The following is a 26,047-nucleotide window of genomic DNA, read 5'->3' on the forward strand; positions in this document are numbered from 1 at the left end:
CATTGGAAAGTACGAAATAACACTATTACAAATATTCGAAACAGAGGCCTAAATGTGCAAGGTACTGGTGGTTTGTACACGCATAACACTGTCAATGGTGTTGTGGCTGGCGATGGTATCAACATAACCGCCAATAATGCCACAGTCACTGAAAACCGCTTTTTGAATATTCAGGCTGGAACAGGCATTATTGTCAACGGTGCCGATAACCTGGTGGCCAATAATTTTGTGGAAGCCGAAGGGGTTGGCATTGCCAAGGGAATTTGCTTGCAGGAAAAAGGTTCCGGTTCGCAAATCGTTTTTAACTCCATTAATATTACCGGTACGGATGTGGTCAATGGTGTTGGTCTGGAAGTATTGGGAGGTAGTAACTACACGGTTAAGAATAATATTTTTGCCAATAATGGTGGAGGGCTGGCGGCTAAATTGGGTGTTAGTATCGCTGGTTCTGATTGGGATTACAATGATTTTTACAGTTCGGGTGATGAGTTCGGAGAGTACTTAGGTACACTGTATTCTGATTTGGAATCCTGGGGTTCAACCATCAATGCAGACGCCAACTCAAAAGTGCTCAATCCATTCTTTTTGAGTGAAACAGATTTACGTCCATCGCAGCGCTCAATAAATGGGGCTGGTATAGCAGCGGCAGACATCGCTCTCGATATTGATGGAGAGCTTAGGAATCAAGCTGCGCCCGATGTTGGTGCGGATGAATACCTGGTGGATTTTGGTATTACTCAGCTGGTAAGTCCTACTTTACATTGCGGGTTAAGTACAAGTGATTCTGTTACCGTTCTCTTAAAGCAGTTTGGCGATATTCCATTTGTTGATTTGCAGATTGCCTACCAGGTAAATGGTGGACCGGTTGTTAAGGGAACCGTGCCGGGACAAATTAGTAATGACATTCAATATACTTTCGATACCAAGGAAAACCTGGCAGGACATGGTTCTTATGAATTTAAAATCTGGTTGATTGGTACGCACGATGATAATATTAACAATGACACCTTAAGAGTTACCCGTTTTAGTAGTGACGTGCCGGAAGTGAATTTCAATTTCTCTGCTGATTGTGCGGGAAGTGAAATTCCTTTCGCCGGAAGTGCCAGTGTATCAAGTGGAGCTATCACTGCCTATGAGTGGATGTTTGATGATGGAGATACGACATACGTTCAGAATCCTACTCATATCTATGAAACCTCAGGTATTTATAATGTAACGCTTCGTGCTTATTCTGATGTAGGTTGTTATGGTGACACGACTAAGCAGGTAAATCTACTGTCTACGCCTCATGCTTCATTCAGCTTTGAGGATGCCTGTTACGGTGAAGCTGTTACTTTCACAAATAACAGTAGCATTGAAAGCGGCACAATGACTTATAACTGGGATTTCGGAGACGGCATGGTATCTGATTCAGAAAATCCTTCGCATAAATATACAGACGCAGGTATGTTTGAAGTGGAACTGACAGCAACTGCTCCTTCGGGATGTTCACATACGGCGATAGACACCGTGATGATGAATAGTCAGATTTTTGCTAATCTGTTCACTTCAATTGATACTGCCTGGGCTAAGCCAGCTGGAGGTATTGAACCTTACTTATATCATTGGCAAAATGGAAGCAAAGATGCGATGGCAACAGGCTTAAGTAATGGATATCATTCTGTAACGATTACGGATGCAAGCGGCTGTAGCATTATTGACAGCATTGAAATCAACATACCAGAATTAAAGTTGGCCGTGAGTGGCACAGACGCCTCTTGTTCTTCATGCACAGATGGTACGGCTACTGTAACTGTCACACAAGGTGTAGCGCCGTATTATTACCAGTGGTCCAACGGAGCAACAACTGCTTCAGTTGATAACTTGACCAAAGGTTGGCATTATATTACTGTGCGGGATGCCTACCTGAATGCAAAGAAAGACAGTGTATATATAGATGGTGTTGATAACCTTGTTTTATCACTTCAAGCCACAGATATTTCCTGTTTTGGTGGAAGTAACGGAGCCATTGATTTGGCGATAACAGGAGGCATGGCACCATATACAATTCTATGGTCTAATGCTGCAACAAGTGAAGATTTAACAGATCTTGCGGCTGGTATCTATTCAGTTACTGTGACGGATGCCAATGCATTAAGCGAAACAACGGAAGTTACTTTGGTAGAGGCTGAATTGTTGGCTGTAACAGCTAGTGTTCAACAAACAACATGTGCTGATGGAAATGATGGTGCACTCACATTATCAGTTACCGGCGGTACTGAACCGTATGACTATAGTTGGTCAAACGGAGCTGCAACAAAAGATATCAATGCATTAACAGAGGGTGATTATACAGTGATGATAACTGATGCCAATGGCTGTTCAGTGGAGGAAACCTATACGGTGACCACTTCATCAACACTATCTGTTGTCATGGATAATTACGATGTCAACTGTGCCGGCCAGTGCGATGGAGTTGCCATGGCTTCGGCTAGTGGTGGAGCAGCGCCATATACCTATAGTTGGAGCAATGGAGCAACTGGTACTTTCCAGTTTAACTTATGTCAGGATACATACACCGTAACCGTAACAGATGCCAATGGTTGCAATGCAGAGTCTACCTTTACGATTAATGAGCCGGAAGCTATGGCCATAAGTTTAACACCAACAGATGTCACTTGTGGTGCAGCTGCCGATGGTGGGATTAGTACTGAAATTTCGGGAGGAATAGAACCTTATGCGTACAGCTGGGATCATGGAGAAACAAGCAAAGACGCTGCTAACTTGTCTGGTGGATTTTATTACCTGACCGTTACTGATGCCAATGGTTGCGTGGAAAATGAGATAGCCCAGGTAGAAGAACCGGATGCGATTGTGGTAACCTCATTGCTAAATGAACCAACTTGTACTGGAAATAATAATGGTTCCATTGACCTGACCGTATCAGGAGGAACAGGGCCATATACTTACAATTGGAGTAATGGAGAGACAACAGAAGATATTTCTGCGCTTACTGCTGGAAACTATAGTCTGACTGTAGTGGATGCCATGAGTTGTTCACAAACGCTAGATGTTGAATTAGCTGATCCGCAAGCTTTGCTTGTGAGTGTGACAACGATTAACCCTGGCTGTTCGGATGCTAACAATGGCTCGGCATCGGCAAATGTAACGGGGGGGCGCGCACCATACACTTACAGCTGGTCAAACGGCGCAACAGAAGCCAGTATTGATGAGCTGGCTGAAGGAACTTATTCAGTAACGGTCACGGATGCCCTGCTGTGTTCAGTCACAGAAACAGTAGAGATTGTTAGTCCTGAGCCATTGGCGTTAAGCCTGACAGCTACACAGCCTACATGTGAGAGCCTGAGCAATGGAGCATTGGTGCCAGTGCTTAGTGGAGGTGTGCAACCATACACTTACAGTTGGTCCAATGGCGCATCATCAGCTGATATTTCTGATTTAATTGCCGGTAGCTATACTTTAACAGTGACCGATGCTGGTGGTTGTTCAGCTACAGTGAGTTCGGAGCTCAACTATCTGACCACCATAAGCGGCAGTATAAATCTTTCAGCTATTACTTGTGCCGATATGTGTAATGGTTATGCCATTGCACAAGGAACTGGTGGAGATGGTACCTATTCTTATTCATGGAGTGATGGTGGTAGTGCCCCATTCCGAAATAATTTATGCGCCGGTGAATACAGTGTCACTATTACCGACGGACAAGGATGTGCTGTTGAGTTGGCAGAAACCTTAACTGAACCAGAGGCATTACTAGTGAGTGGTGTTGCCACTGATGCCACATGTAAAGGCGAAGCCAATGGTAGTATTGTGTTAGAAGTGAGTGGTGGTAAAGAGGCTTACGCTTATGAATGGAATACGGGTAGTGCCGAGAAGGACTTATCAGGTGTAGCAGCAGGATACTACAGAGTAAATGTAACGGATGCCAATGGCTGTAGTTCATTAGCCGACTTTACTTTGACTGAGCCATCAAGTTTAATATCTGTTGAATCGTCTATTAATGATGTAAGCTGTGCCGGAGATGCGAACGGTAGTATCGTATTATCAGTAAGTGGTGGTTCAGGTGATTATACTTATTTATGGAGCAATGGAGCAACCAACAAAGACTTGGTTAATGTAGGCGGTGGCTCGTACGATGTAGCTATCACAGATATTAACGGATGTACCATTTCTGAGTCATACGTAGTTACAGAGCCATCAAGTTTAATATCTGTTGAATCGTCTATTAATGATGTAAGCTGTGCCGGAGAATCAAACGGTAGTATTGTATTATCAGTAAGTGGCGGTTCGGGTGATTATACTTATTTATGGAGTACTGGAGCGTCAAGCAAAGACTTGGTTGATGTGAGCGGAGGTTCGTATGATGTAGCTATCACTGATATTAACGGGTGTACCATTTCTGAGTCTTATGCGGTAAATGAGCCATCAGGTGCTATTGCAACTTTAGGAACAATCAAAGATGTGACCTGTGCTGGTGAATCCAACGGAAGTATTGTCTTGTCTGTAAGTGGCGGTTCAGGTGATTATAGTTATTTATGGAGTAATGGGGAAACAAGCAAAGACCTGGTTAACGTAAGTGGTGGTTCGTATGATGTAGTTATCACAGATGTTAATGGATGTACGGCTACTGAGTCTTATGTAGTAAATGAACCTCTAAGTGCTATAACAATTAGTGGTATTTCATCAAACGCTTCTTGTAATGGAAATGCCTCGGGTGCCATATCAATTAATATTGAAGGAGGAGTTGCTCCTTATACTTACGATTGGTCAAATGGTTCAGTTGAACAGAATCTTACAGCCCTGAGTGCAGGCACATATGATGTTGTTGTAAGGGATGTTAATGGTTGCTCGGGCAGCTGGTTAACCACAGTAGAGGAAGAAGGTAAAGCCTCTTTATCAGGTACGGCTTCGTATAGTAAAGGTACTGTTGATGCTGATGATGCCGATGTGGTGTTGTTAGATGTAACAGATCATCCTTATAGAGAAGTGGCGTCAGTTAGAATGCAGGGTAATGGTTATTTTAACTTTACTAATATTGAAGAAGGTGTTTATATCGTGTATGTTAAGTTGGATGATCATGCCAAACAAAAGTATCCTGGTGTAATGCATAGCTATTACAATATGACTCATAAATGGCAAGAGGCGGAATTTATTACTTTGGCTTGTTCTGAAAGTCGTAGTATTGAGTTAGATATGTTTGAAATTCCAGCTGCTGATAAGGTGGGTAATGGAAAAGCAAAAGGTCAGATAACCTATGATAATGGTTCTTTAAAATCCACTCAACCACCAGTAGTTGGAGCTGTGGTAATGTTGATCGATGAAGTTAGTGGATTGCCTGTTGATTATGTAACAACTGATGCAAATGGCTATTACGAAATAAGTAACATTGCAAACGGAAATTACTCTATTTATGTTGATGTTGCAGGCTTAACTTTGGTTTCAACACATGAGTTACTAATAACGGAATTGGCGTTCAATTATGAACATGTTGATTTTGAGGTTGATGCTATAGTGGATATGGATATTGTTAAAATCGAGACGGTTCCTACTGATTTAGAGCAAGCAGATCTTTATGCGAGTACTCGAGTTTATCCGAATCCTGCTGCTAATTATGTATTTATTGAGTCGGCTTTATTTGGGGATAAAGAAGTGTCAGTTGTACTACTTTCTCAATCTGGTAGTATAGTAAGGGAGTATCAAGCTGGTGAGCTCGAAAAAGAAGGAGATAAAATAAGAATTGATCTGCCAGATCTGGGGAGTGCCTTTTATATGATTAGAACAGAAGTGGCGGGAGAAGTAATGCATCATAAGGTGATGATGAGAAAATAGAATAATAAGTAGAATCGCGATGAAATTAGAGGCTTGCTTTTTACGGCAAGCCTCTTTTGTTGAGTGTGTACTGTTAAAGGACGATAAGGTGTATTAATGGTATGCAATACTAACTATTGGATGTGTTATTTATGTAGCGATGCCATATTAGCTTGCATTAAGTACGTTCATTATGCCTATCAAAAGGTGTAAAATTGGATATATGATGAGTTTTATCCATTCTAGAGGTTATGAAGTATTTGTTAGGATGATGCTAATCATGAAGTAGGAAATAATCTGCTATCGCCAAGGTAAAACTTGCATGTGAGGGTTGTGGCAATTTCTTGGATGAGGGTATTCAAAAGGAGATATTAAAACAAAAACAGCCGACTATAAATAGCTGGCTATTGAATAACATAAGATTGTTTATTTAAAAGGTGAATGCAATTTCTAATTCAAATTGATTCATTTCTAATTCAATAGTCTGTGCAGGATCCATCGGATTCATTCCTGATACTGATGCAGGTAGAGCATATACCATTGCTAAATGGAGAGCTTTGCCCGATTCTCCAAAAGCTTTGGAGCAGCCTAAAGTAATATGGTCTTCGATTACGCCAGGTGCTAAGATGTTAAACATGACTTCGCTTTCCGGTATAGGCTGATCGTTATGTGAGAATCCACCACGGAATACCCAGCTATTTCCTTTGTCAAATTCAAGACCAATTTTGTATACATTAATATCGTTCCATCCAAAACCAGAACCGCCATCTGCTCCAAGTGGTGCAAAATCCGGATTCATTGAACCATCAGGAAGCATTGGAAGAATCATTTGATTCCCAATTGATGCCACTTCAGAATAATTGACGCGTTTGAAATCGAACATGGCAGTCAGCTTGTCACTCAAATGGTAGGCAGCGCCAATGGTAAAGTTTGACGGGATATCAAAGTCTCCCTGCTCGGCAAATAGGCCTGCATATTCATCAAATTTGCTCATGCCCATTTTGGGCTGGTAACTCGCGCCAACTGACAAAGCATCGGTTAGCTGGCCTAAGTAACCCAGTTTGAACCCAATGCCATAAGAGTTATCGTGACCATTGCCTGTTAATTTAGTATCATCCATTGACATCATACCAAACATAGCCAGTCCATTCGCTTCAAAATACTGAAACGCTCCAAGTATTGTTATACCTAAACTGTGTTTTTCCCCCAGCATTCTGGAATAGGTTAAGCCCAAAAACATCTGTCCCAAATTAACCCCTGTTGTAGATGAAGTAGGGTCATGGAATGTTGCAGCCGGATAATCCGTATTCATACCACCATTGCCAAATAGTGTTGCCGAAAAGCTACTTTTCTCATTTATCATCCAGTTAGCACCCATGCTAGGCATGACAAATAATTTAGAATCACTCTCTACGGTACCTGGCATTAAACCAAATGCTGGTTGAGGAGATGGATTACCTGTAACAGTATACTGACGATTTGGATTAAAGAAGCCAACGCCAACTTGGTATTGTTTGCCTAAAAATACCTTACCAGCAGGGTTGCCATTCATTAGTGAGTACTTGTACCAGGCTACGCCAGCACCCGCTAAACCTTTATTTTGTGCTCCATAGCCTACCCCAAAGTAGCCATCGGTAGCATGGGTTATCGATGGAAATAACATTCCGATAACCAGCGTAATTACATAGATTTTTTTCATAGAACCGTAATTTTATATGTAGATATAAATACATAGATATATTCATGTATAAATATAGAAATATTTCTATATATTGGTTCTTAGACTTATTCTAAACTAGGTGTTTTTCTCAAGACAAAAGGGAAATGTGTTTGGTATAATATATTCAAAGCTGTAAATCAAACTTCCCCATGGGGAAGTGGCGCAAGCCGATGGGGGAAACTCAAAACACATAACCCGCCATCATTTTTTCATGCTATACTTCAACGAATTGGAAATATTAACCCCAATCAAGCGCTCGTAATTATCGCCCACACTTTGGTAATAAACGTATATGATATAATCATTTTCGGTTTGACCAAAACTGCCTTCGAATCGCTCTACTTCTGCTTTGGTGAAGTTGTTTTCTAAAAAGTGATATTGATAGTTGTAAAAACCTTGCTTAAGAAGCATGCTTAGCTCATACATACGTGTAGTAAAGTTATACTCCATGCGGTTAGCATCGTTCAGTTGCCAGTCATTCAATCCACCAGTTACATAGATGTGTCCATCAACATAAGGCGCCTTCACCGGGAATTTAAAATGCACATAGGTGTAATCGGCCTCAATCATCGGGTCACGATTTTCTTTTACCTCAATGTAATATTTGCCATTAAAGTCCTCTCGATAGAAATAGGGTTTTTGACTCAGGTATTTATCCGGAAACAGGGTGAAATGATAATGAGGATCGAAAAAAGAGATGCCTTCAACATGTTCAGGAGCAAAGCGGGTGCTTCTTATGTCGAGCCAGCGATATTCATTACCGCCATCAAATAAATTCTCGCGATTATAGGAGTAATCCAACTCTTCGTGGCGAATAAATAAGGGTTTTAAATCATCAATTTGATTATCCCATCGACCATTTTGCTGCAGCACCACTTTTATTTCATCACGCGGATTATTTATTCTGAAATTAGGATGTTCAATGGTGAAATTCACCTCTTGCATTGATGCTCTGAAATTAGAGTTGGAGGTGTATTTGATACGGGGTAATATGCTCACTAACGATTCAGAAACATAAAACGGACGAACCAGAATCGGGTTATCTTCATTGCCTAGCTCAAATACCTTTATGATGTAGTTGCCTGATAATAACAGTTTTATATCTCTGTTCGGAAAATCCAATGTGTAATGGATATAGTCAAACGTGGTATTGAATGAATATTGGTAATCCTGAATGGCATTGGGCATAAAACCATCGACATATTCTGTTTGCATCAGGTTTGATTCTTCCCAGTTTGAGTTGCAATGAATGATGCTGTACTGGTAGTTTTTTGAATCGTAAGCAAAGTCGTCAAATTCTAAAGTGAGTTGCTCTTGAGGGTAAAGGTTAATGATGGGATAGGACATACTCCATCCTTTTTTGTACAACTGAACGGTTTTAATATTTGAGGCAGTTTGTACAGGGTTGTTGCTCCAAACGTACTGACCACCAATGATTGAAATGGCAATAAAGGCAATAGACAGCCTTTTTGTATTTGGTATATAAGAGAAAAAAATCTCAAATAAAGTATCTAGATAGTTGAATTTGTAAAAATAAACCATTGAATTATGAGTTTTGCAAACGCAATATAGATGGATTAGTGATAAAAATAAGTACATTTGCGCGTAAAAATAAAAAAACCGTTTTTCAAACATGTCAGAGGTAATAAAAATCAAAAAAGGTCTTGATATCCAACTTATCGGTAAAGCCGAGAAAGTTTTTGGTCAGGCTGAATTACCCGAGCTTTTTGCTGTGAAACCTACCGATTTCCATGGTGTGGTTCCTAAAATGGCTGTAAAAGTTGGGGACAAGGTGAAAGCGGGTACAGTTTTATTTTTCGACAAAACACGTCCTGAAATAAAATTTGTGTCTCCTGTTAGTGGAGAGTTGGCTGCGATTAACCGTGGCGAGCGCCGTAAAATCCTTGAAGTAGTTGTAAAGGCTGATGGTTCAGATGAAAATGAAACATTTGAAACAGCTAAACCAGCCGACTTATCAAAAGAACAAATCGTTGAGAAATTGCAAGCTGCTGGTCTGTGGCCATTCATCCGCAAGCGTCCTTATGATGTTATTGCCGATGCCACTGAAACACCAAAGGCCTTCTTCATCTCAGGTTTCGACAGTGCTCCTTTAGCACCCGATATGGATTTCATCCTTTCAGGTCAGGAAGAGGCATTGCAAGCCGGTATTGATGTGGTAAAGCAATTGTGTGACAATGTTCAGGTAGGTGTTCAGAACGACGCTGCTTCAAAGGTATTTAATAACTTAAAAGGTGTAACTGTAAATGCATTTGACGGCCCACACCCGGCTGGTAATGTAGGTGTTCAGATTCATCATACCATGCCTATTAACAAAGGCGAAGTAGTATGGGTAGCTCAGCCGCAGGAGATTGTAGCTATTGGTAAGTTATTTACTGAAGGTATTTATGATGCAAACCGCATTGTAGTGCTAGCAGGAAGTGAAGTTGAAAAGAAGGGTTATTACCGCACAAAATTAGGCGCCAGCATCTCTACATTGGTGAAAGACAATGTTAAAACGGAAGATAAACTTCGTTTCATTAGTGGTAACGTATTAACCGGATCACATATTGATGAAGATGGGTATTTAGGTACTTATCATTCACAAGTAACAGTTATTCCTGAAGGTGATTATTATGAGTTTATGGGATGGGCCATGCCTGGTTTCGGTAAATTCAGTATGTCGCGTTCATTCTTTAGCTGGATGTGTAAAAAGAAAGAATACAAATTAGATGCAAATATGCATGGTGGTTTGCGTTCTTTTGTTGTATCAGGTCAGTATGATCAGGTATTACCAATGGATATCCTTCCTGAATTTTTGTTCAGAGCTATTTTGGTTGAAGACATCGACAAAATGGAGCAGTTAGGTATTTATGAATTGGCCGAAGAGGACATCGCTCTTTGTGAGTTTGTGTGTACTTCAAAGCAGCCATTGCAAGCCACATTGCGTAAGGGTATTGATTTAATGATTAAAGAGTTAAGTTAAATTAGTCAGTAGTCAGAAGACAGTAGTAGTTAGTGATTCAACTACTGAGCACTGACTAATAACTATTAAACTAAAAATACATTGAAAGCGTTAAGAAATTTATTAGATAACATCAAACCTCACGTTCAGAAGGGCGCGAAGTTTGAGAAATTTCATTCGACCTTCGATGCCTTGGAAACCTTGTTTTTTGTACCTAATACGACAAGCAAAAATGGTGTTCATGTGCGCGATGCAGTTGATTTGAAACGTACCATGGCCTTGGTTGTGAAAGCATTGATTCCGGCCTTGCTATTTGGTATATGGAACACCGGTTACCAGCATTTCCTGGCAATGGGTGTTGATGCTTCATTTTGGGCCGAAGTTGGTCATGGAGCCTTAAAAGTATTACCAATAGTCATTGTATCATACGGTGTTGGCTTAGGTGTTGAGTTTATGTTTGCTCAAATGCGTGGTCACGAAGTACAAGAAGGATTCCTGGTTTCAGGTATGTTAATTCCTTTGGTATTGCCGGTTGATATTCCATTGTGGATGGTGGCTGTGGCAACTGTTTTTTCAGTAGTGATTGGTAAAGAAGTATTTGGTGGTACAGGTATGAATATCTGGAACCCAGCTCTAGTGGCACGTGCCTTCCTATTCTTTGCTTACCCATCTAAAATGTCGGGTGATCAGGTTTGGATTTCTGGTTTAACCAAAGGAGAAGGTGTAGTAGATGGTTTCTCAGGAGCCACTCCACTGGGTGAGGCTGCTTCAAATATGGCACCGAGTCATTCAATTATTGAGAGCTTTATCGGTATGATTCCTGGTTCAATTGGTGAAACATCAACATTAGCCATTTTAATTGGTGCAGCAATATTAATCTATACAGGTATTGGAAGCTGGAAAATCATGGTATCAGTTTTTGCTGGTGGTTATGTAATGGGCTTATTATTCAACCTATGGGGTGCAAATGCCTTAATGCAGGTTGATGCTTTACATCACATCTGTTTAGGTGGATTTGCCTTTGGAGCTGTGTTTATGGCAACCGACCCGGTTTCGGCAACACGTACCGAAAGAGGTAAGTGGATTTACGGATTCCTGATTGGCTTCTTAGCCATCATGGTTCGTGTATTCAACCCGGCTTATCCTGAAGGCGTGATGTTAGCCATCTTATTGATGAACACATTCGCACCGTTAATTGATCACTATGTGGTACAAGGAAATATCAAACGACGTTTAAAAAGAGCTAAAGTAGCTGCCTAAATAATTAGTAAAATGGATAGACAAGGAAATACTTATACTTTTCTGTACGCATCTGTTATGGTGATTGTGGTAGCGGCCATTTTGGCCTTCTTAGCACAATCGTTAAAACCAATGCAGGATAAAAATGCGGCTGTTGCCAAAAAAATGGACATCCTGAAGTCGGTGCAGATTGAAAGTACAGCAGCAGATGCTGAAGTGAAATTTGAAAAATACATCGGTTCTAATGCCTACGTGTTAAACATCAATGGTGAGAAGCAAAGTGGAATGGAAGCTTTTACGGTTGATTTGGCCAAAGAGGTGAAAAAGAGCGATGCTGAGCGTGCTTACCCTATTTATGAGTGTAAGCTTGACAATGGTTCAGTAAAATACATCATTCCTGTTCGAGGAAAAGGCCTTTGGGGTCCAATCTGGGGATATGTATCATTGAACGATGATAAAAACACTGTATTTGGAGCCATCTTTGGTCACAAAGGTGAGACACCTGGTTTGGGTGCTGAAATTACAACGCCTATGTTCCAGGATCCTTTCAAAGGCAAGCAGTTGTTTGACCAGGGCGGATCATTTGCTTCTATTGAGGTAGTTAAACAAGGACAGTCACAGGGCGACCTTCACAAAGTGGATGGTATCTCAGGTGGTACCATCACCAGTGTTGGTGTGGGTACGATGTTAGAAGACTGTCTCGTAGGATATGAAAAGTTTTTAAAGAACTAAAAATATTGTGACGATGAGTAGTGAAAAAGAACCATTGTTCTCAGCCAAGAATCTGAAGCTGATTACAACTCCTCTGGGAGCACAAAACCCTATTACCATTCAGGTATTGGGTATCTGTTCTGCTTTGGCAGTAACAGTGAAGTTAGAACCGGCAATTGTATTGTCTATTTCTGTAATGTTTGTAACGGTATTCTCTAACCTGATTATATCACTTCTGCGTAATACGATTCCTTCACGAATTCGTATTATCGTACAATTAGTAGTGGTGGCATCATTGGTAATTATTGTTGACCAGGTGCTGAAAGCCTTTGCCTACGAAGTGAGTCTGCAGTTATCGGTATTTGTTGGATTGATTATTACCAACTGTATCATCATGGGACGTTTGGAAGCCTTTGCTTTGGGTAACAAACCATGGCCAGCCGTATTGGATGGTATTGGTAATGGTGCTGGATATGGCTTTATCCTGATTGTTGTGGCTTTCTTCCGTGAGTTATTCGGCACCGGAAACCTGACATTACCAGGACTAGGAGCGATACAGGTTATTCCTGATGTATTTTACGAGTGGGGATATGCCAACAATGGATTTATGATTTTACCTCCAATGGCTTTGGTTGTGGTAGGTATCATCATTTGGGTACAGCGTTCTCGAGATAAAGATTTGATAGAATCGTAATTAGAAAAAAGCAGAAAAATGGATTATATAAATATATTTATCCGGTCAATCTTTATTGATAACATGGTATTCGCTTACTTCTTTGGTATGTGTTCATACCTGGCAGTATCAAAAACCGTGAATACCTCTTTAGGCTTAGGATTGGCTGTAACTTTTGTATTAAGTATCACCGTGCCGGTAAACTACTTGCTTAATGACTATGTATTGAGCGAAGGTGCTTTGGTATGGTTAGATAATTTATTAGGTGTGCAGGAACCGCTATTCGCGGAATATGATTTAAGTTTCTTGAGCTTTATCATGTTTATCGCAGTTATTGCATCTATGGTGCAATTGGTTGAGATGGTTGTTGAGAAGTTTGCACCTACACTATATACTCAATTGGGTATCTTCTTACCGCTGATTGCAGTAAACTGTGCCATCTTAGGTGGTTCTTTATTTATGCAAGAGCGCGAATATGCCAACCTTGGTGAAGCCACTGTATTCGGTGTTGGTTCCGGTATTGGATGGTTATTAGCTATTGTAGGTATTGCTGCTATCCGCGAAAAGATTCAATATTCTGATGTACCTGCTCCATTGCGAGGTTTAGGTATTACTTTTATTGTAACCGGACTGATGGGTGTGGCATTTATGAGTTTCATGGGTATTCAGTTGTAAAAAGTAAAACTAAGAGAAATGACATTATTAGCAATAAATAGTACAATGGTCATTCTTACCAGTATTGTGATATTCCTGGTGGTTATCCTGGCTCTGGTATCGATATTATTGTACGCTAAGAAAAAACTGATGCCATCAGGCGAAGTGACAATCAACATTAATGATGGTGAGAAAGAATTGGTAGTAGACCCGGGTCAGACATTACTTTCGGCATTGGGTGATAATAAAATTTTCCTTCCATCAGCTTGTGGTGGAGGTGGTACATGTGCTATGTGTCGCTGTCAGGTAGATAGCGGTGCCGGTTCAATATTACCTACCGAAACAGGTTATTTTACACGTAAAGAGCAGGCCAATAACTGGCGTTTAGCTTGTCAGGTAAAGGTGAAGGAAGACATGGCCATGCAGATACCTCAGGAAATTATGGGTATCAAGAAGTGGGAGTGTGAGGTGGTATCTAACGATGGTCAGGCTACCTTTATTAAGGAGTTTGTGGTGAAGTTGCCAGATGGTGAAATCTTAGACTTTAAATCGGGTGGTTACATCCAGATTGATGTGCCTAAGATTGATGTTGACTTCAAGGACATGGACATCGAAGAAGAATACCGTGGCGAATGGGAGAAATTCGGCATGTTTGACCTAACGATGAAAAATCCAGAACCAACATACCGTGCTTACTCAATGGCTAACCACCCTGCAGAAGGAAACATTGTGATGTTGAACATCCGTATTGCAACTCCACCTTGGGATAGAGTTGCAGGTGGGTTCCAAAAAGTAAATCCAGGTATCTGTTCTTCATTTATCTTCTCGCGTAAGCCAGGTGATAAAGTGACGGTTTCAGGACCTTATGGTGAATTCTTCATTAAGGAAACTGAGCGTGAGATGATGTTTATTGGTGGTGGTGCTGGTATGGCGCCAATGCGTTCACACATCTTCCACTTATTCCATACATTAAAGACTGGTCGTAAAGCGACGTTCTGGTATGGAGCTCGTTCACGTAAAGAGATTTTCTACGAAGATCACTTCCGTGCGATTGAGAAAGAGTTCCCGAACTTTAAATTCACCATTGCCTTGTCTGAACCATTGCCAGAAGATAACTGGGAAGGTTCAACAGGATTTATCCACCAGGTGATTCATGACGAGTACTTAAGCAAACATGAGGAGCCGGAAGATATCGAATACTACTTATGTGGACCTCCAATGATGAACGATGCAGTAACACAAATGCTGTACGATTTAGGAGTACCAGATGAAATGGTTGATTTCGATGATTTCGGATCGTAAATAATACTAAAAGGTGTGGATTTCTAATCTGCACCTTTTTTATTCAATATAAGGATCGCATCTTTAACTTGTATTTATCGCAAGGATGCGATCCTTGCTGTATATGTTGAAAACGTTGCTTAATTATACCAGTCATTTATGAAGCGTATCCTACTGTTTTTTTCATTTTTGTTAGTATATGTGGGTGTTGATAGCCAAACGGTAAATCAACAGCTTAAAACCGCTTCAAAAATGCAGGAAAGCATGCCCGATAGCTGCATTCTGATATCTCAAAAGGTTCTCACAAAGATAAGCGACACCGACATTAAGGATAAAGGCTATGCCTATTGGAATCTGGCACAATCCTACCTGTACAAGCATCAATATCACACAGCCCTGTTTTATGCACTAAAAGGCAACGAATTGTTTGCTAAAAGCGACACCAGTCGCCTTTATCAGGATATTCAGGCCACCATCGGATGGATATACTTTGATATCGGTAATTATCAATATGCCGTACCATATCACCAAAAGGCACTCGAAATTGCTCAATTGCGCGCTAATTTATCAGAAGAGGTGTTGTACACCAATGCCTTGGGGTTAAATGCACTTTCTTCTAATCATTACCAACGGGCACTTGGTTTTTTTCAAAAGGCCCTGTTTATTCTCAATAGTAGTGAGGAGCAGAATCGGTCATTACTATCAACCGTTCAAAATAATATGGGTATTATCTATATTCATTATGAAGATTGGGTGAAAGCTGAAACATTTTTGCATCAATCGCTCGAGAATAGTTCAGGTGTTGCTTCAGGATTGTTAGAAACATATTCGCTTCTCTCAAGAGTGTATTTGAATACTCTTGATTACGAAAAGTGCAAAGCTTATTTGGATAAGGCTGAAAATGTCAGTTATAAAACATCTTACAGTTTTAGCCTGATTGAATATTATAAAGTGCGCTATGAGTATGAACGCGTTATAGGCAATTTAAAAAGTGCTTATCGTTATCAGAATAAGTACATTCAACTTTACAAGAAAATTAATAATCGGAATGTGCAAGGGGTCATGAACTACCTGATTGAGGTACAAGATGAAAAAATAAAACAAGATAAGCTCTTGATTGAGCAAGCACAAAAAATTGCCTTAAACCGTCAAATATTAGTCTTTGTGGGTATTACATTAGCGATAATTGTGATTGGTATTTTGTACTATGTATTTAAATCAAAAGCCGAACGCTCATTGCTACGACAAAAGCTGTTAAAGCAAGAGCTTGATGAAAAAGAGGAGCTACAAGCTGAGTTAAGCAGTAAGCTGGCTTATAAAAATGAGGCGATAGAAACATTGGCATTAACCATGTCGAAACGTAATGAACTGGTTAAAAAAGTTGCTGAAGATGTTAGTAAATCTTCTTCGGCTGATGTGAAGAAGGCCTGGCGTAAATTCGAACAAGCTTTCAATCAGTATTCCGACTCCAGCATTTTATCCGATAAGTTTATCAAGGATTTCAAGTACCGGGTACAATCCCAATTTCCCGATTTAACCAATAAGGAATTGCAATTACTAGTTGATATTCGCAATGATTTAACATCCAAAGAACTGGCTGAAAAATACCACGTTGAAGTCAAATCTATTGAGATGAGTCGCTATCGATTGCGTAAAAAATTACACCTCGAAAAAGGCGTACAGCTTAAAGATTTCATTATGAAACTCTAGTTTTATTGTAGAGTTTTACCTCTACATCAATTAAAAAACTGATAGCGTTAATTTAGCAGTAGTGTTATCTAATGTGCTGTGGGATAGTTTAATATGTAATATTGGTTATTGTCCTTTTAATTGTATAGTTGGTATAGAGGTCTTACACTTCACTTTTCAAATAATACTTTAGACATTAGCATTGTAAAAAAATGTTTCACTGTTAATCGTTCTACAATGAAAAAGTTAATTCTTGGTTATGTCATTACCATACTGTTTGTATCGTGTCAGGAGCAAGTTCAGCAAAATAAAGGTGTTGATCGGTATGATTACCCTGATGTACTCAACTTAAAAGGCACAATCACCGTTCCACAACAATATGGAGTATCTTCTTTTTCCGATTTGGGAACATGGCATTCATTTAGCCTTAATCAAGAAGCAGAGAATGGTCAGCTTGGGAATTTCGCAGGTCCATACTTAATGCGTCAGCAGCAAAGCTTTTGGTTGAGCCCTTCCATTCTTGGTTTGCAAATTAAGGATGTTGTCAACAATGAAATACTGAACCTTTCCGAAGCTGAGAATATAGCCAATGTTTTTTACCCAGGTTTATTAAAACAAAGCTTTGAACTTAATGATTTACAGGTTGAACTTTATTTATTTAATGTTAATGAACGGAGCACCGTTATTACTGCAGATGTAACAAATAAAGGTAGTAATCAGGAAGTTCAGCTAGGTTGGAACGGGAGTGTTTTTGGTAAACTGAACGCATCTATGCAAATTAGTGGAAATGCCTTACAAATTGACATCAATGAGAATGAGTCAGCACAATTATTATTCAATGGTAATAATATTCAAAAAGCTGATACGACTTATGCTTATATCGATGAAGAATTGCAACTAAAAAGTGGTGAGCGTACAACAATAACAGCGGTGTTTTCATATACTTTTAATGAAACTGAGCGAGCACAATATACCAATGCCAACCAGGTATTTATTAAGGATGTAAAGCCAGCTTATACAGCAAATGAAGAACGTTGGAATAAGTATATTAAAACCTTATTTCAAGGTTCAGGGGCCGGATTATTAGATGTTAATAAATACGATAAGTTAGCCGTAAAATCTTTACTAACATTGATGCACAACTGGCGCAGTGCTGCAGGCGACATCTATCACCAGGGGATAGTTCCATCGTATGCGACGCCATACTTTCAGGGCTTATGGGCCTGGGATTCGTGGAAACATGCAGTCGCCATTGCTCCTTTTGAAGGACAGCTGGCAAAAGACCATATACGTGCCATGTACGATTATCAGAATGAAGAAGGAATGATTGCGGATTGTTTCTTCAGAGACTTAGATATCGAAGGGGTTAACTGGCGTAATACCAAGGCTCCTTTATCAGGGTGGTGTATATATGAAGTATACGAGCAAACTAAAGATATTGAATTTCTAAAGGAACTATATCCAAAGTTGTTAAAGTATCACGAGTGGTGGTACATCAATCGTGATCATGACCAGAATGGCTTATGCGAATACGGTTCTACCGATGGAACCCGTATTGCTGCAGCATGGGAGAGTGGTATGGATAACGCTGTTCGATTTGATGAAGCAGTTATCATTGAAAATAGCAAAGGGGCTTATTCTATTAATCAGGAATCAGTCGATTTAAATGCCTATCTGGTTCAAGAGAAATTATATATTCAAAAAATAGCCGAGCTGCTGAATGATAAGGCAGTTGCTGGAAAGTATGCCAATGATGCCGAAGTATTAAAGGCGCAGATTCAAAACGTAATGTATTCTGAAGAGGACGGATTCTTTTATGATGTGGAGTTAAAAAGTCAGGATAAAATACGCATACAAGGTCCCGAAGGATGGGCACCGCTTTATAACAATGTAGCGACTCAAGACCAAGCTAAGGAAGTGGTAAAAGTCATTATGGATGCAAGCCGATTTAATACACCAATGCCATTTCCAACATTAAGTGCCGCCCACGAGAAGTTTAATCCACAAAAGGGTTACTGGCGTGGTCCTGTGTGGCTCGATCAGGCATACTTCGGTATTGTTGGGATGAATAATTATGGCTTTGAAGCTGAAGCACGACAGATGGCTCAAAAAATGGTGGAGAGTGCCAAGGGGATGGCTTATACTCAGGAACCAATACGCGAAAACTACCATCCCTTAAGCAAAGAAGGGTTAAATGCCTTTCATTTTAGCTGGAGTGCAGCCCACATAATAATGTTGTTTTAGAATATAAATGGTTTCAAATTAATAATGATGAATCAATTACTATCGATTATATTATTGCTCGGAATGGTTCAGATGAGCCAGGGGCAAAAAATGCACGATTGGGAAGACTCAAATGTGTTCGCCATTAACATGTTGGCTCCTCATGCTATTTTTTATGTTTATGACAATCCTGATGACGCATTTGCGAAGGGATGGCAGGGCTCAGACCGCTATCAATCATTAAACGGAACTTGGAAATTCAACTGGTCGGTGGCGCCAACAAAACGACCAAAAAACTTTTACCAACCCAATTATGATGTTAGTAATTGGGATAATATGAAAGTGCCAGCCAATATCGAGTTGCAAGGTTATTCGGCGCCAATCTATACCGATGTACCTTATCCTTTTGAACCTAATCCTCCGTTTGTACCCGTTGACCATAATCCGGTTGGTTCCTACAAGCGTAAGTTTACAATTCCGCAATCGTGGGATAGGCAGCATATAATTATTCACTTTGGTGCGGTTAATTCGGCTATGTACTTATGGGTGAATGGGCAAAAAGTAGGTTATGGTGAAGGCTCGAAAACGCCAATGGAATTTGATATTACCGAATACCTTCAAAAAGGTGAAAATGACCTGGCCGTTGAGCTGTATCGTTTTTGCAGTGGTTCATATCTTGAAGATCAGGATATGTGGAAGATGAGTGGTATAGAACGCGATGTGTATTTAGTAGCTCGTACACCTAATCATATGCGCGACTTTTTTGTGCATGCTGGCTTAAATAATAATTACACCGATGGCACACTCAATGTTGATGTGGAGTTAAATCGTACTAATAAAGAAAAGCTGCAGGTGCACATGGAATTGTTTGATGGCAATACCCTTGTAGCTTCTGGCAAACAAGTAGTAAAAGGAACACAAAAACAAATTAACTTGTCATTGGAGCAAGTTATCCCTAATGTTAAAAAATGGACAGCAGAGACACCAAACCTCTATTCTTTACGCCTGACTTTATACGATGCAAAAAGGAATGCGCTGGAGTCAACTGTACGTCGTATTGGTTTTCGAACTTCAGAAATTAAAAACCGCCAATTATTGGTTAACGGTCAGCCCGTGACCATTCGTGGTGTTAACCGGCATGAACACTCTGCTATAAACGGAAATATCTTAAGTGAGGAAGACATGATAAAGGATATACGCTTGATGCAGGAATATAACCTCAATGCTGTGCGTGCATCACATTATCCTAACTTGGCTCGCTGGTATGAATTGTGCGATGAATATGGACTATACGTAGTTGATGAGGCCAATATAGAATCACACGGCATGGGGTATGGCGAAGAGTCATTAGCAAAAGATACTGCTTGGTTAGCTACGCATTTAAATCGTACTCAGCGCATGTTGGAGCGTACTAAAAATCAGCCGAGCATCATTATGTGGTCGTTAGGTAATGAGGCTGGTGATGGCAGTAATTTCGAACAGACCTATGGCTGGATTAAGTCTCGAGACCAATCGCGCCCGGTTCAGTATGAGCAGGCACGTTCAAAAGATCATACCGATATTACAGCACCCATGTATGCCACCATTGACTGGATGCGCGAGTACATTGAAGGCGATTACACCAAGCCTTACATTTTGTGTGAATATGCGCATGCAATGGGGAATTCAGTTGGTAACTTGCAAGGATACTGGGATTTAATTGATAGTGAGCCAAGTCTTCAAGGTGGCTTTATATGGGATTGGGCTGATCAGACTTTTACTCGAGAAGATCATGATGGCAAGCCTTACTATGCCTATGGAGGAGACTTGGGTTATGTAGGAATCAGCAACGATTCGTCATTTTGTGCCAATGGTTTAGTGACCAGCGATCGTAAGCCTAACCCTCATATTTATGAGGTTAAAAAGGTGTATCAGCCATTGCAAGTAAAAGCAGTTGATGCCTCAAAAGGTAAATTTAAGCTGTGGAACCGATTTAATTTTATTGGAACGGATGATTATGACATAAGTTATACCATCTCTTATTACGATGAGGTATTGCAAACGAAGCGTATTGAAATGCCTCAGGTCGATCCGCAAGCAAGCGCAGATTTTTCTGTTGATTATGGTGACTTACCAGAGCAAACAAGTGGTGAGTACTTAATCACTTTTTATATGCACAATAAGAAGGCAGTTGCGCTTGTCGCACAAGGGCATGAAATGGGTTGGGATCAGTTTGCAATCAAGACTTTTGAGAAAGAAATTACCAATCCGACCAAGTCGAATTATAAGGTAAGCGATAAAAAAGGACTGATTACCATTGCCAATAAATCAACTAAGCTGGTGTTTGATAAGCAAACAGGTGAAATGATTCAATGGCAGGTAGCTGGTAAAAACATGCTGGAGGCTTCTTTGCAACCCAGTTTCTGGCGAGCGCCAACCGAGAATGATTTAGCCTGGGGCATGAACCTTAAGTGTGCGTCATGGAAAACCACAACGTGGCAGGCTGTTGATACAAAAGTAACAACAATGGACGATTGGGTTGAACTGAGCGTGAAGCAGGTTTTAAGTCAGGACAGTTCGTATGTAATGACTAACTATCAGATATTTGAAAGTGGAGATATCAATGTAAGTGCTGATTATTCTATAAATTCATCACTGCCAGAACTGCCCCGTATTGGGTTGATGTTTAAAATATCAGCCGAATATGATAATCTGCAATGGTATGGTCGTGGGCCTCTGGAAAGTTATGCCGACCGAAAATCAGGCATGAAAAAAGGTGTTTATAATGGCAAGGTATGGGAGCAGTATTATCCATATGTACGCCCACAGGAAACGGGACTGAAAGAAGATGTTAGCTGGTTCACGTTAACTAACCAGGCAGGTGAAGGGATACTTGTTGTTGCAGACGATCCTTTGGCTTTCAATGTTCAGCAGTTCGATTTTTCTGAACTTGAGCATGAAGGACAGCGTCAGATGGCGCATGGTACAGATATTGAACCAGGTGAACGCATCACGGTTTGTCTTGATCACAAACACATGGGTGTAGGTGGCGATACAACCTGGGGATGGCGTGCACAGGCGCATCCGCAATATAGAGTTCCGGCAGGTAACTATTCATTTGGTTTCCGACTAAGTCCGGCTAATGCGAGTGAAACATTAAAGCAAGTAAAATACACATATAATAAGTAAGCGATTAACGAATATGGAGACCTTGTTATTTTTAGGCGGAGGGATTCTGCTAGGCTTCCTATTGCGGAAAAACAGCAATTGGCGAAGTGGAGTAGAGAAAAGTATCACTGTAATGATATGGGTATTGTTACTTTTTTTGGGTATCTCAATTGGTGCCAATCAGCAAGTGATAGATAACATTCATGTGATTGGAGGAAAGGCTGTGGTGTTAACCTTTGGAGGCATAGCTGGAAGTATAGCTTTATCATACATTGTTTATCGTCAATTTTTTAAAGTATGAAAGGAACACTGATTACCGTAATGTTTTTTGTTGTGGGGTGTTTATTGTCCATATACAATTTTACACCAAAAGTATTGTTGGAAAATGATTTAAGTACTTATGCATTATATGGCCTTATGGCCTTGGTGGGAGTGAGTCTTGGTATGGATGAATCATCAATAAACATATTGAAAAAAGCCAACCTGGGCTTGTTGTTGGTGCCGATATCAATTGGTGCAGGCAGTATCATCGGGTCAGGAATTGCTTACTGGACTATATCAGAATCTTTTAAAGAAGGAATGGCTGTGGGAGCCGGATTTGGTTACTACAGTCTCTCAAGTATTATCATATCAAACACCTACGATTCAATATTGGGTGTTATTGCATTACTCTCTAATATTTCCCGTGAGTTACTGTCATTGTTGTTAGCTCCGGTTCTGGTCAAGGCATTCGGCAAAATGTCACCAATAGCCAGTTCGGGCGCCACATCAATGGATACAACATTGCCGGTTATTACAAAGTTTTCAGGAAAAGAGTATGCTGTTGTTGCACTGTTTAGTGGTATCGTACTAACCATTCTAGTCCCTATTCTTATCCCAATGATATTGTAATAAAAGGCCAGAGCAAGTTTTTAAGTAAATCATTTGTCTAAAACATAACATTGAGTCATTGACAGTAAGTTATTTTGATATGGAGCTTGATGCGTGTGTGACATGTTTCATTTACGACAAGAAATTCAGTAAAATAATTCAGTAGGTTCTGCAACGGGTTTCTAAATGCCATTACTCAGATTAATGTATGCCCTGCTCACACTTTCCCCTTGTGAGCAGGGTATACATTTTTAAGACCTTAATATTCACTCCTGATTAGGAAAATACAACAGGCTTTTTCACCTTTGCCAAAAAGAATACATCCATGAAGATATATCAAGTTTTAATCGCATTTGTATTTGTAGTTTTACTTTTACTTCAGTCTTGCCAGCCTAATAAAGAATTCATCCGCACCGAAGGTCTTATTTTTGGTACTATTTATCACATGACCTATGAGTGCAACCAAGATTTATCTGATACCATTCAAAGTACCTTAAATGCATTTGATTGGTCCATGTCAACCTATAAAGAAGAGTCGGTAATTAGTAAAATTAACCGTAACACCTCTAATGAAACGGATATCTATTTTAGAAAGGTTTTTAATACGGCAAAAGAGATAACTGCCGCCACAGGTGGGGCTTTTGATATGACGGTGGCACCATTGGTCAATGTCTGGGGCTTTGGTTTTTCAAAGAAAGATAGTGTCACCGACGCTCAAATTGATTCAATAATGAATTATGTAGGCATGGATATGCTAAGTCTGAGTAACGGCCGTATCGTTAAGGAGAAGCCGCAAATAATGCTTGATGGCAGTGCAATTGCTAAAGGCTTTGCCGTAGATGTTGTGGCTGAAGTATTAGAGTCATTCGATGTTAAAAACTACATGGTGGAAATTGGTGGCGAAATGCGTGTAAAAGGTCACAATCCAAAAGCTTCTGCATGGCGTGTCGGAATTGATAAACCCATTGATGATCCAGAAGTTTTAAATCGTCAGTTACAAGAGATAATTGCTATTTCAGATATTGCCTTGGCCACATCGGGTAATTATCGCAATTTTTATGTCAAAGACGGTCAGAAGTACGCACATACCATAAGTCCTTTTACGGGTTACCCGGTTAACCATCGCTTGCTTGGCGTCTCTGTTTTAGCGCCAGATTGCATGTCGGCTGATGCTTACGCCACAGCTTTTATGGTGCTGGGTTATGAAAAAAGCAAGGTTATAGCTGGACAGGTAAACGATCTGGAAGCCTACTTTATATTGGATGGAGAAGATGAAGATTACGAAATAAAAATGACCGAAGGTTTTTCTAAATTCATTATTGACAAGCACTAAATCTCGCTTTAACTTGCAACTTCAATGAGAAAATGAATCAAATTTGAAGACCAAATTAAACCGAGTTCCTATGAAAAAAGTTGCAAGTTTATGGTGGATATTAGTAATAGCCGCCATTTTAATTAGTGGATGTGAGAAATCAAATCAAGGCCCGGAGCAAAATCCTGAATCACTTTCTTTAGAAGAGGCTGTTAACAAAGCAGCATTAAATATCGATAATGCGGTAGAAGCCATTGAGGCTTCAAATGCGTATGAATTATTTAATCGAACTTCAACTACAAAAGCTACAACTACAGATGATGCTCCTGCTCATAGCATTTATCTTGAAGATATTGCCGGTGTTTATGAATATGATCCAGTTGAGGATGTTGATGAAAGTGCTGCAAAATTAAAGGCGGGCTGTAAGTGGTATTTTAAGTGGTTAGAAGACAGTGATCTTCTGATACTTCATCTGCCTTTTGAAAAAGTAAAAAAGCCGGCTTCGCTTTTTAAATATGATCCAGAGGAAGAATGGACCAATAATCTTAAAATAACAACGTCACAGTTTTTATATGAAGCCGACAAAATGCGTACAGGCCATAATTATGAATTGGCCACCCGTTTTGATGTTGATGAGGAATACGCCGGCGAATTATGGGTGAATGAAACCCGAAGTAACTATTTTAAAACGAAGAGTTCGTCAAAGTTTGGTTTTACTGAAGAGTACTTTATTAAAGTGATTAGACAATTTGGTGATACTATTATGCTGAGTTATTCTTTAGAAAATGCCGAAGGTGACACTCTATACAGTGAAAAAGTTTCGTTAAGCATTAATATGGTTGATGATAAACCTAAACCACAATTCGAATACGAAATACAGGTTGGCGATGTGCGAATTGTAAAAATGCTTGATGAGGATAATAAATTCGTTTATGTGGTATATAAAGGAGGAGAACTGCGCGAAGATGCCATTGTTAATGTCATCATATTAGATGGTGAAGAGCCAACAAGTATCGACTGCATGTTTATGCATAAGAATAAAGATTTACAGATAATGCTCAGTGATGAACCCCCAATACAACTATCTGAGTTAATTGGTGATTCTCAGGAGGTTTTAGCTGATTTATTCGCATCAATGAAAGAACTATACTTGTCAAAACAAGTTATTAACAAACTGGCTTGGCAAATATACCGTGAAGAAATGTGTGATGAGCTTGAAGATTAATGGCTCAATTATATAATTGACATATACGAAATAATATGTGTTGGGTTTGGGTGCAAATAGTTGAATTAAAAAGAGGTTTTCAAATTTTGAAAACCTCTTTTTAATTTATGTCAAGTCTTGTCAGCTTTTTATTATTCAAATCAACAACTGGTTGTTTGGCTTTCAAAATCGCCATCCAGTTTAAGCGGTTTAATTTTAATCGCTTCTTTACGAGCTAGCTTATCTTGTGTGGTAGCACAATAAATACCTTTGTCGTTTAAAGCCTTATTTCCTCCAATATGAGAATTCGGAAACTTACCGTTTTTCTGCAATAAAATACGGATTGCCATCAGCACAAAAACGATTCCCATCAATGCAATACTCAATAATAATACAGGCCACATAATTTCTCCTTTTTAATTCGGTACAAAACTACTAAAATTTATACAAAACTGATTTGCAGTATCAAACTTCATTGAAATGAAGATGGAATTCCATAATCAGTAAATTTTATTCACGCGATAAAATATGAACAGGCTATGTAAATCAGCTCT

General features: G+C 39.8%; 17 protein-coding genes. 14 read left to right on the forward strand and 3 right to left on the reverse strand.

Annotated features, from left to right (window positions below):
• Window positions 1-5,829: PKD domain-containing protein (locus JIV24_RS06040; RefSeq protein ID WP_200464124.1), on the forward strand; the 5,829-nt coding region annotated here is incomplete at its 5' end.
• Window positions 5,830-6,238: 409 nt separating this feature from the next.
• On the opposite strand, the gene JIV24_RS06045 is transcribed toward JIV24_RS06040, so the two are convergent.
• Together JIV24_RS06045 and JIV24_RS06050 are read right to left on the reverse strand one after the other, a co-directional pair.
• Window positions 6,239-7,507: an OmpP1/FadL family transporter gene (locus JIV24_RS06045; protein WP_200464125.1), complete on the reverse strand. Its 1,269-nt coding sequence runs from the start codon at window positions 7,505-7,507 to the stop codon at window positions 6,239-6,241.
• Window positions 7,508-7,729: 222 nt separating this feature from the next.
• Window positions 7,730-9,070: a type IX secretion system plug protein gene (locus tag JIV24_RS06050; RefSeq protein WP_200464126.1), complete on the reverse strand. Its 1,341-nt coding sequence runs from the start codon at window positions 9,068-9,070 to the stop codon at window positions 7,730-7,732.
• A gap of 91 nt (window positions 9,071-9,161) precedes the next feature.
• On the opposite strand from JIV24_RS06050, the gene JIV24_RS06055 reads away from it, so the two are divergent.
• The 13 genes from JIV24_RS06055 (at window position 9,162) to JIV24_RS06115 (ending at window position 25,514) form a co-directional block, all read left to right on the forward strand.
• Window positions 9,162-10,511, forward strand: coding sequence for a Na(+)-translocating NADH-quinone reductase subunit A (locus tag JIV24_RS06055; protein WP_200464127.1), 1,350 nt, complete (start codon window positions 9,162-9,164; stop codon window positions 10,509-10,511).
• Between the two features lie 81 nt (window positions 10,512-10,592).
• On the forward strand, window positions 10,593-11,750 hold the full coding sequence (locus JIV24_RS06060) for an NADH:ubiquinone reductase (Na(+)-transporting) subunit B (protein ID WP_200464128.1): 1,158 nt from the start codon (window positions 10,593-10,595) through the stop codon (window positions 11,748-11,750).
• 12 nt (window positions 11,751-11,762) lie between these two features.
• Window positions 11,763-12,461: an NADH:ubiquinone reductase (Na(+)-transporting) subunit C gene (gene nqrC, locus JIV24_RS06065; protein WP_200464129.1), complete on the forward strand. Its 699-nt coding sequence runs from the start codon at window positions 11,763-11,765 to the stop codon at window positions 12,459-12,461.
• A gap of 13 nt (window positions 12,462-12,474) precedes the next feature.
• Window positions 12,475-13,134, forward strand: a complete 660-nt coding sequence (locus JIV24_RS06070) for an NADH:ubiquinone reductase (Na(+)-transporting) subunit D (RefSeq protein ID WP_200464130.1) — start codon at window positions 12,475-12,477, stop codon at window positions 13,132-13,134.
• Window positions 13,135-13,152: 18 nt separating this feature from the next.
• Complete coding sequence (nqrE, locus tag JIV24_RS06075) at window positions 13,153-13,788, forward strand: NADH:ubiquinone reductase (Na(+)-transporting) subunit E (RefSeq protein WP_200464131.1); 636 nt, start codon at window positions 13,153-13,155, stop codon at window positions 13,786-13,788.
• 18 nt (window positions 13,789-13,806) lie between these two features.
• On the forward strand, window positions 13,807-15,069 hold the full coding sequence (nqrF, locus tag JIV24_RS06080) for an NADH:ubiquinone reductase (Na(+)-transporting) subunit F (RefSeq protein WP_200464132.1): 1,263 nt from the start codon (window positions 13,807-13,809) through the stop codon (window positions 15,067-15,069).
• 138 nt (window positions 15,070-15,207) lie between these two features.
• Window positions 15,208-16,758, forward strand: a complete 1,551-nt coding sequence (locus JIV24_RS06085) for a tetratricopeptide repeat protein (protein ID WP_200464133.1) — start codon at window positions 15,208-15,210, stop codon at window positions 16,756-16,758.
• Window positions 16,759-16,974: 216 nt separating this feature from the next.
• The gene (locus JIV24_RS06090) at window positions 16,975-18,981 is read left to right on the forward strand and encodes an MGH1-like glycoside hydrolase domain-containing protein (RefSeq protein ID WP_200464134.1); all 2,007 of its coding nucleotides are present in this window, start codon (window positions 16,975-16,977) and stop codon (window positions 18,979-18,981) included.
• A gap of 27 nt (window positions 18,982-19,008) precedes the next feature.
• Window positions 19,009-22,128 (forward strand): glycoside hydrolase family 2 TIM barrel-domain containing protein, encoded by a 3,120-nt coding sequence (locus tag JIV24_RS06095; protein ID WP_200464135.1) that lies wholly within the window; start codon window positions 19,009-19,011, stop codon window positions 22,126-22,128.
• A gap of 13 nt (window positions 22,129-22,141) precedes the next feature.
• Window positions 22,142-22,408, forward strand: a complete 267-nt coding sequence (locus JIV24_RS06100) for a LysO family transporter (RefSeq protein ID WP_200464136.1) — start codon at window positions 22,142-22,144, stop codon at window positions 22,406-22,408.
• On the forward strand, window positions 22,405-22,998 hold the full coding sequence (locus JIV24_RS06105) for a lysine exporter LysO family protein (RefSeq protein WP_200464137.1): 594 nt from the start codon (window positions 22,405-22,407) through the stop codon (window positions 22,996-22,998). The genes JIV24_RS06100 and JIV24_RS06105 overlap by 4 nt, the downstream gene beginning before the upstream one ends.
• Window positions 22,999-23,302: 304 nt before the next feature.
• Window positions 23,303-24,310 carry an FAD:protein FMN transferase gene (locus JIV24_RS06110; RefSeq protein ID WP_200464138.1) on the forward strand — a complete coding sequence of 336 codons (1,008 nt, stop codon included), beginning with the start codon at window positions 23,303-23,305 and terminating at the stop codon, window positions 24,308-24,310.
• A gap of 70 nt (window positions 24,311-24,380) precedes the next feature.
• Window positions 24,381-25,514 (forward strand): hypothetical protein, encoded by a 1,134-nt coding sequence (locus tag JIV24_RS06115; RefSeq protein ID WP_200464139.1) that lies wholly within the window; start codon window positions 24,381-24,383, stop codon window positions 25,512-25,514.
• A 140-nt stretch (window positions 25,515-25,654) separates the two neighbouring features.
• On the opposite strand, the gene JIV24_RS06120 is transcribed toward JIV24_RS06115, so the two are convergent.
• Window positions 25,655-25,897 (reverse strand): hypothetical protein, encoded by a 243-nt coding sequence (locus tag JIV24_RS06120; RefSeq protein ID WP_200464140.1) that lies wholly within the window; start codon window positions 25,895-25,897, stop codon window positions 25,655-25,657.
• Window positions 25,898-26,047 lie beyond the last annotated feature (150 nt).

It is taken from the genome of Carboxylicivirga marina (genome assembly GCF_016612505.1).
GTDB classification, from domain to species: domain Bacteria; phylum Bacteroidota; class Bacteroidia; order Bacteroidales; family Marinilabiliaceae; genus Carboxylicivirga; species Carboxylicivirga marina.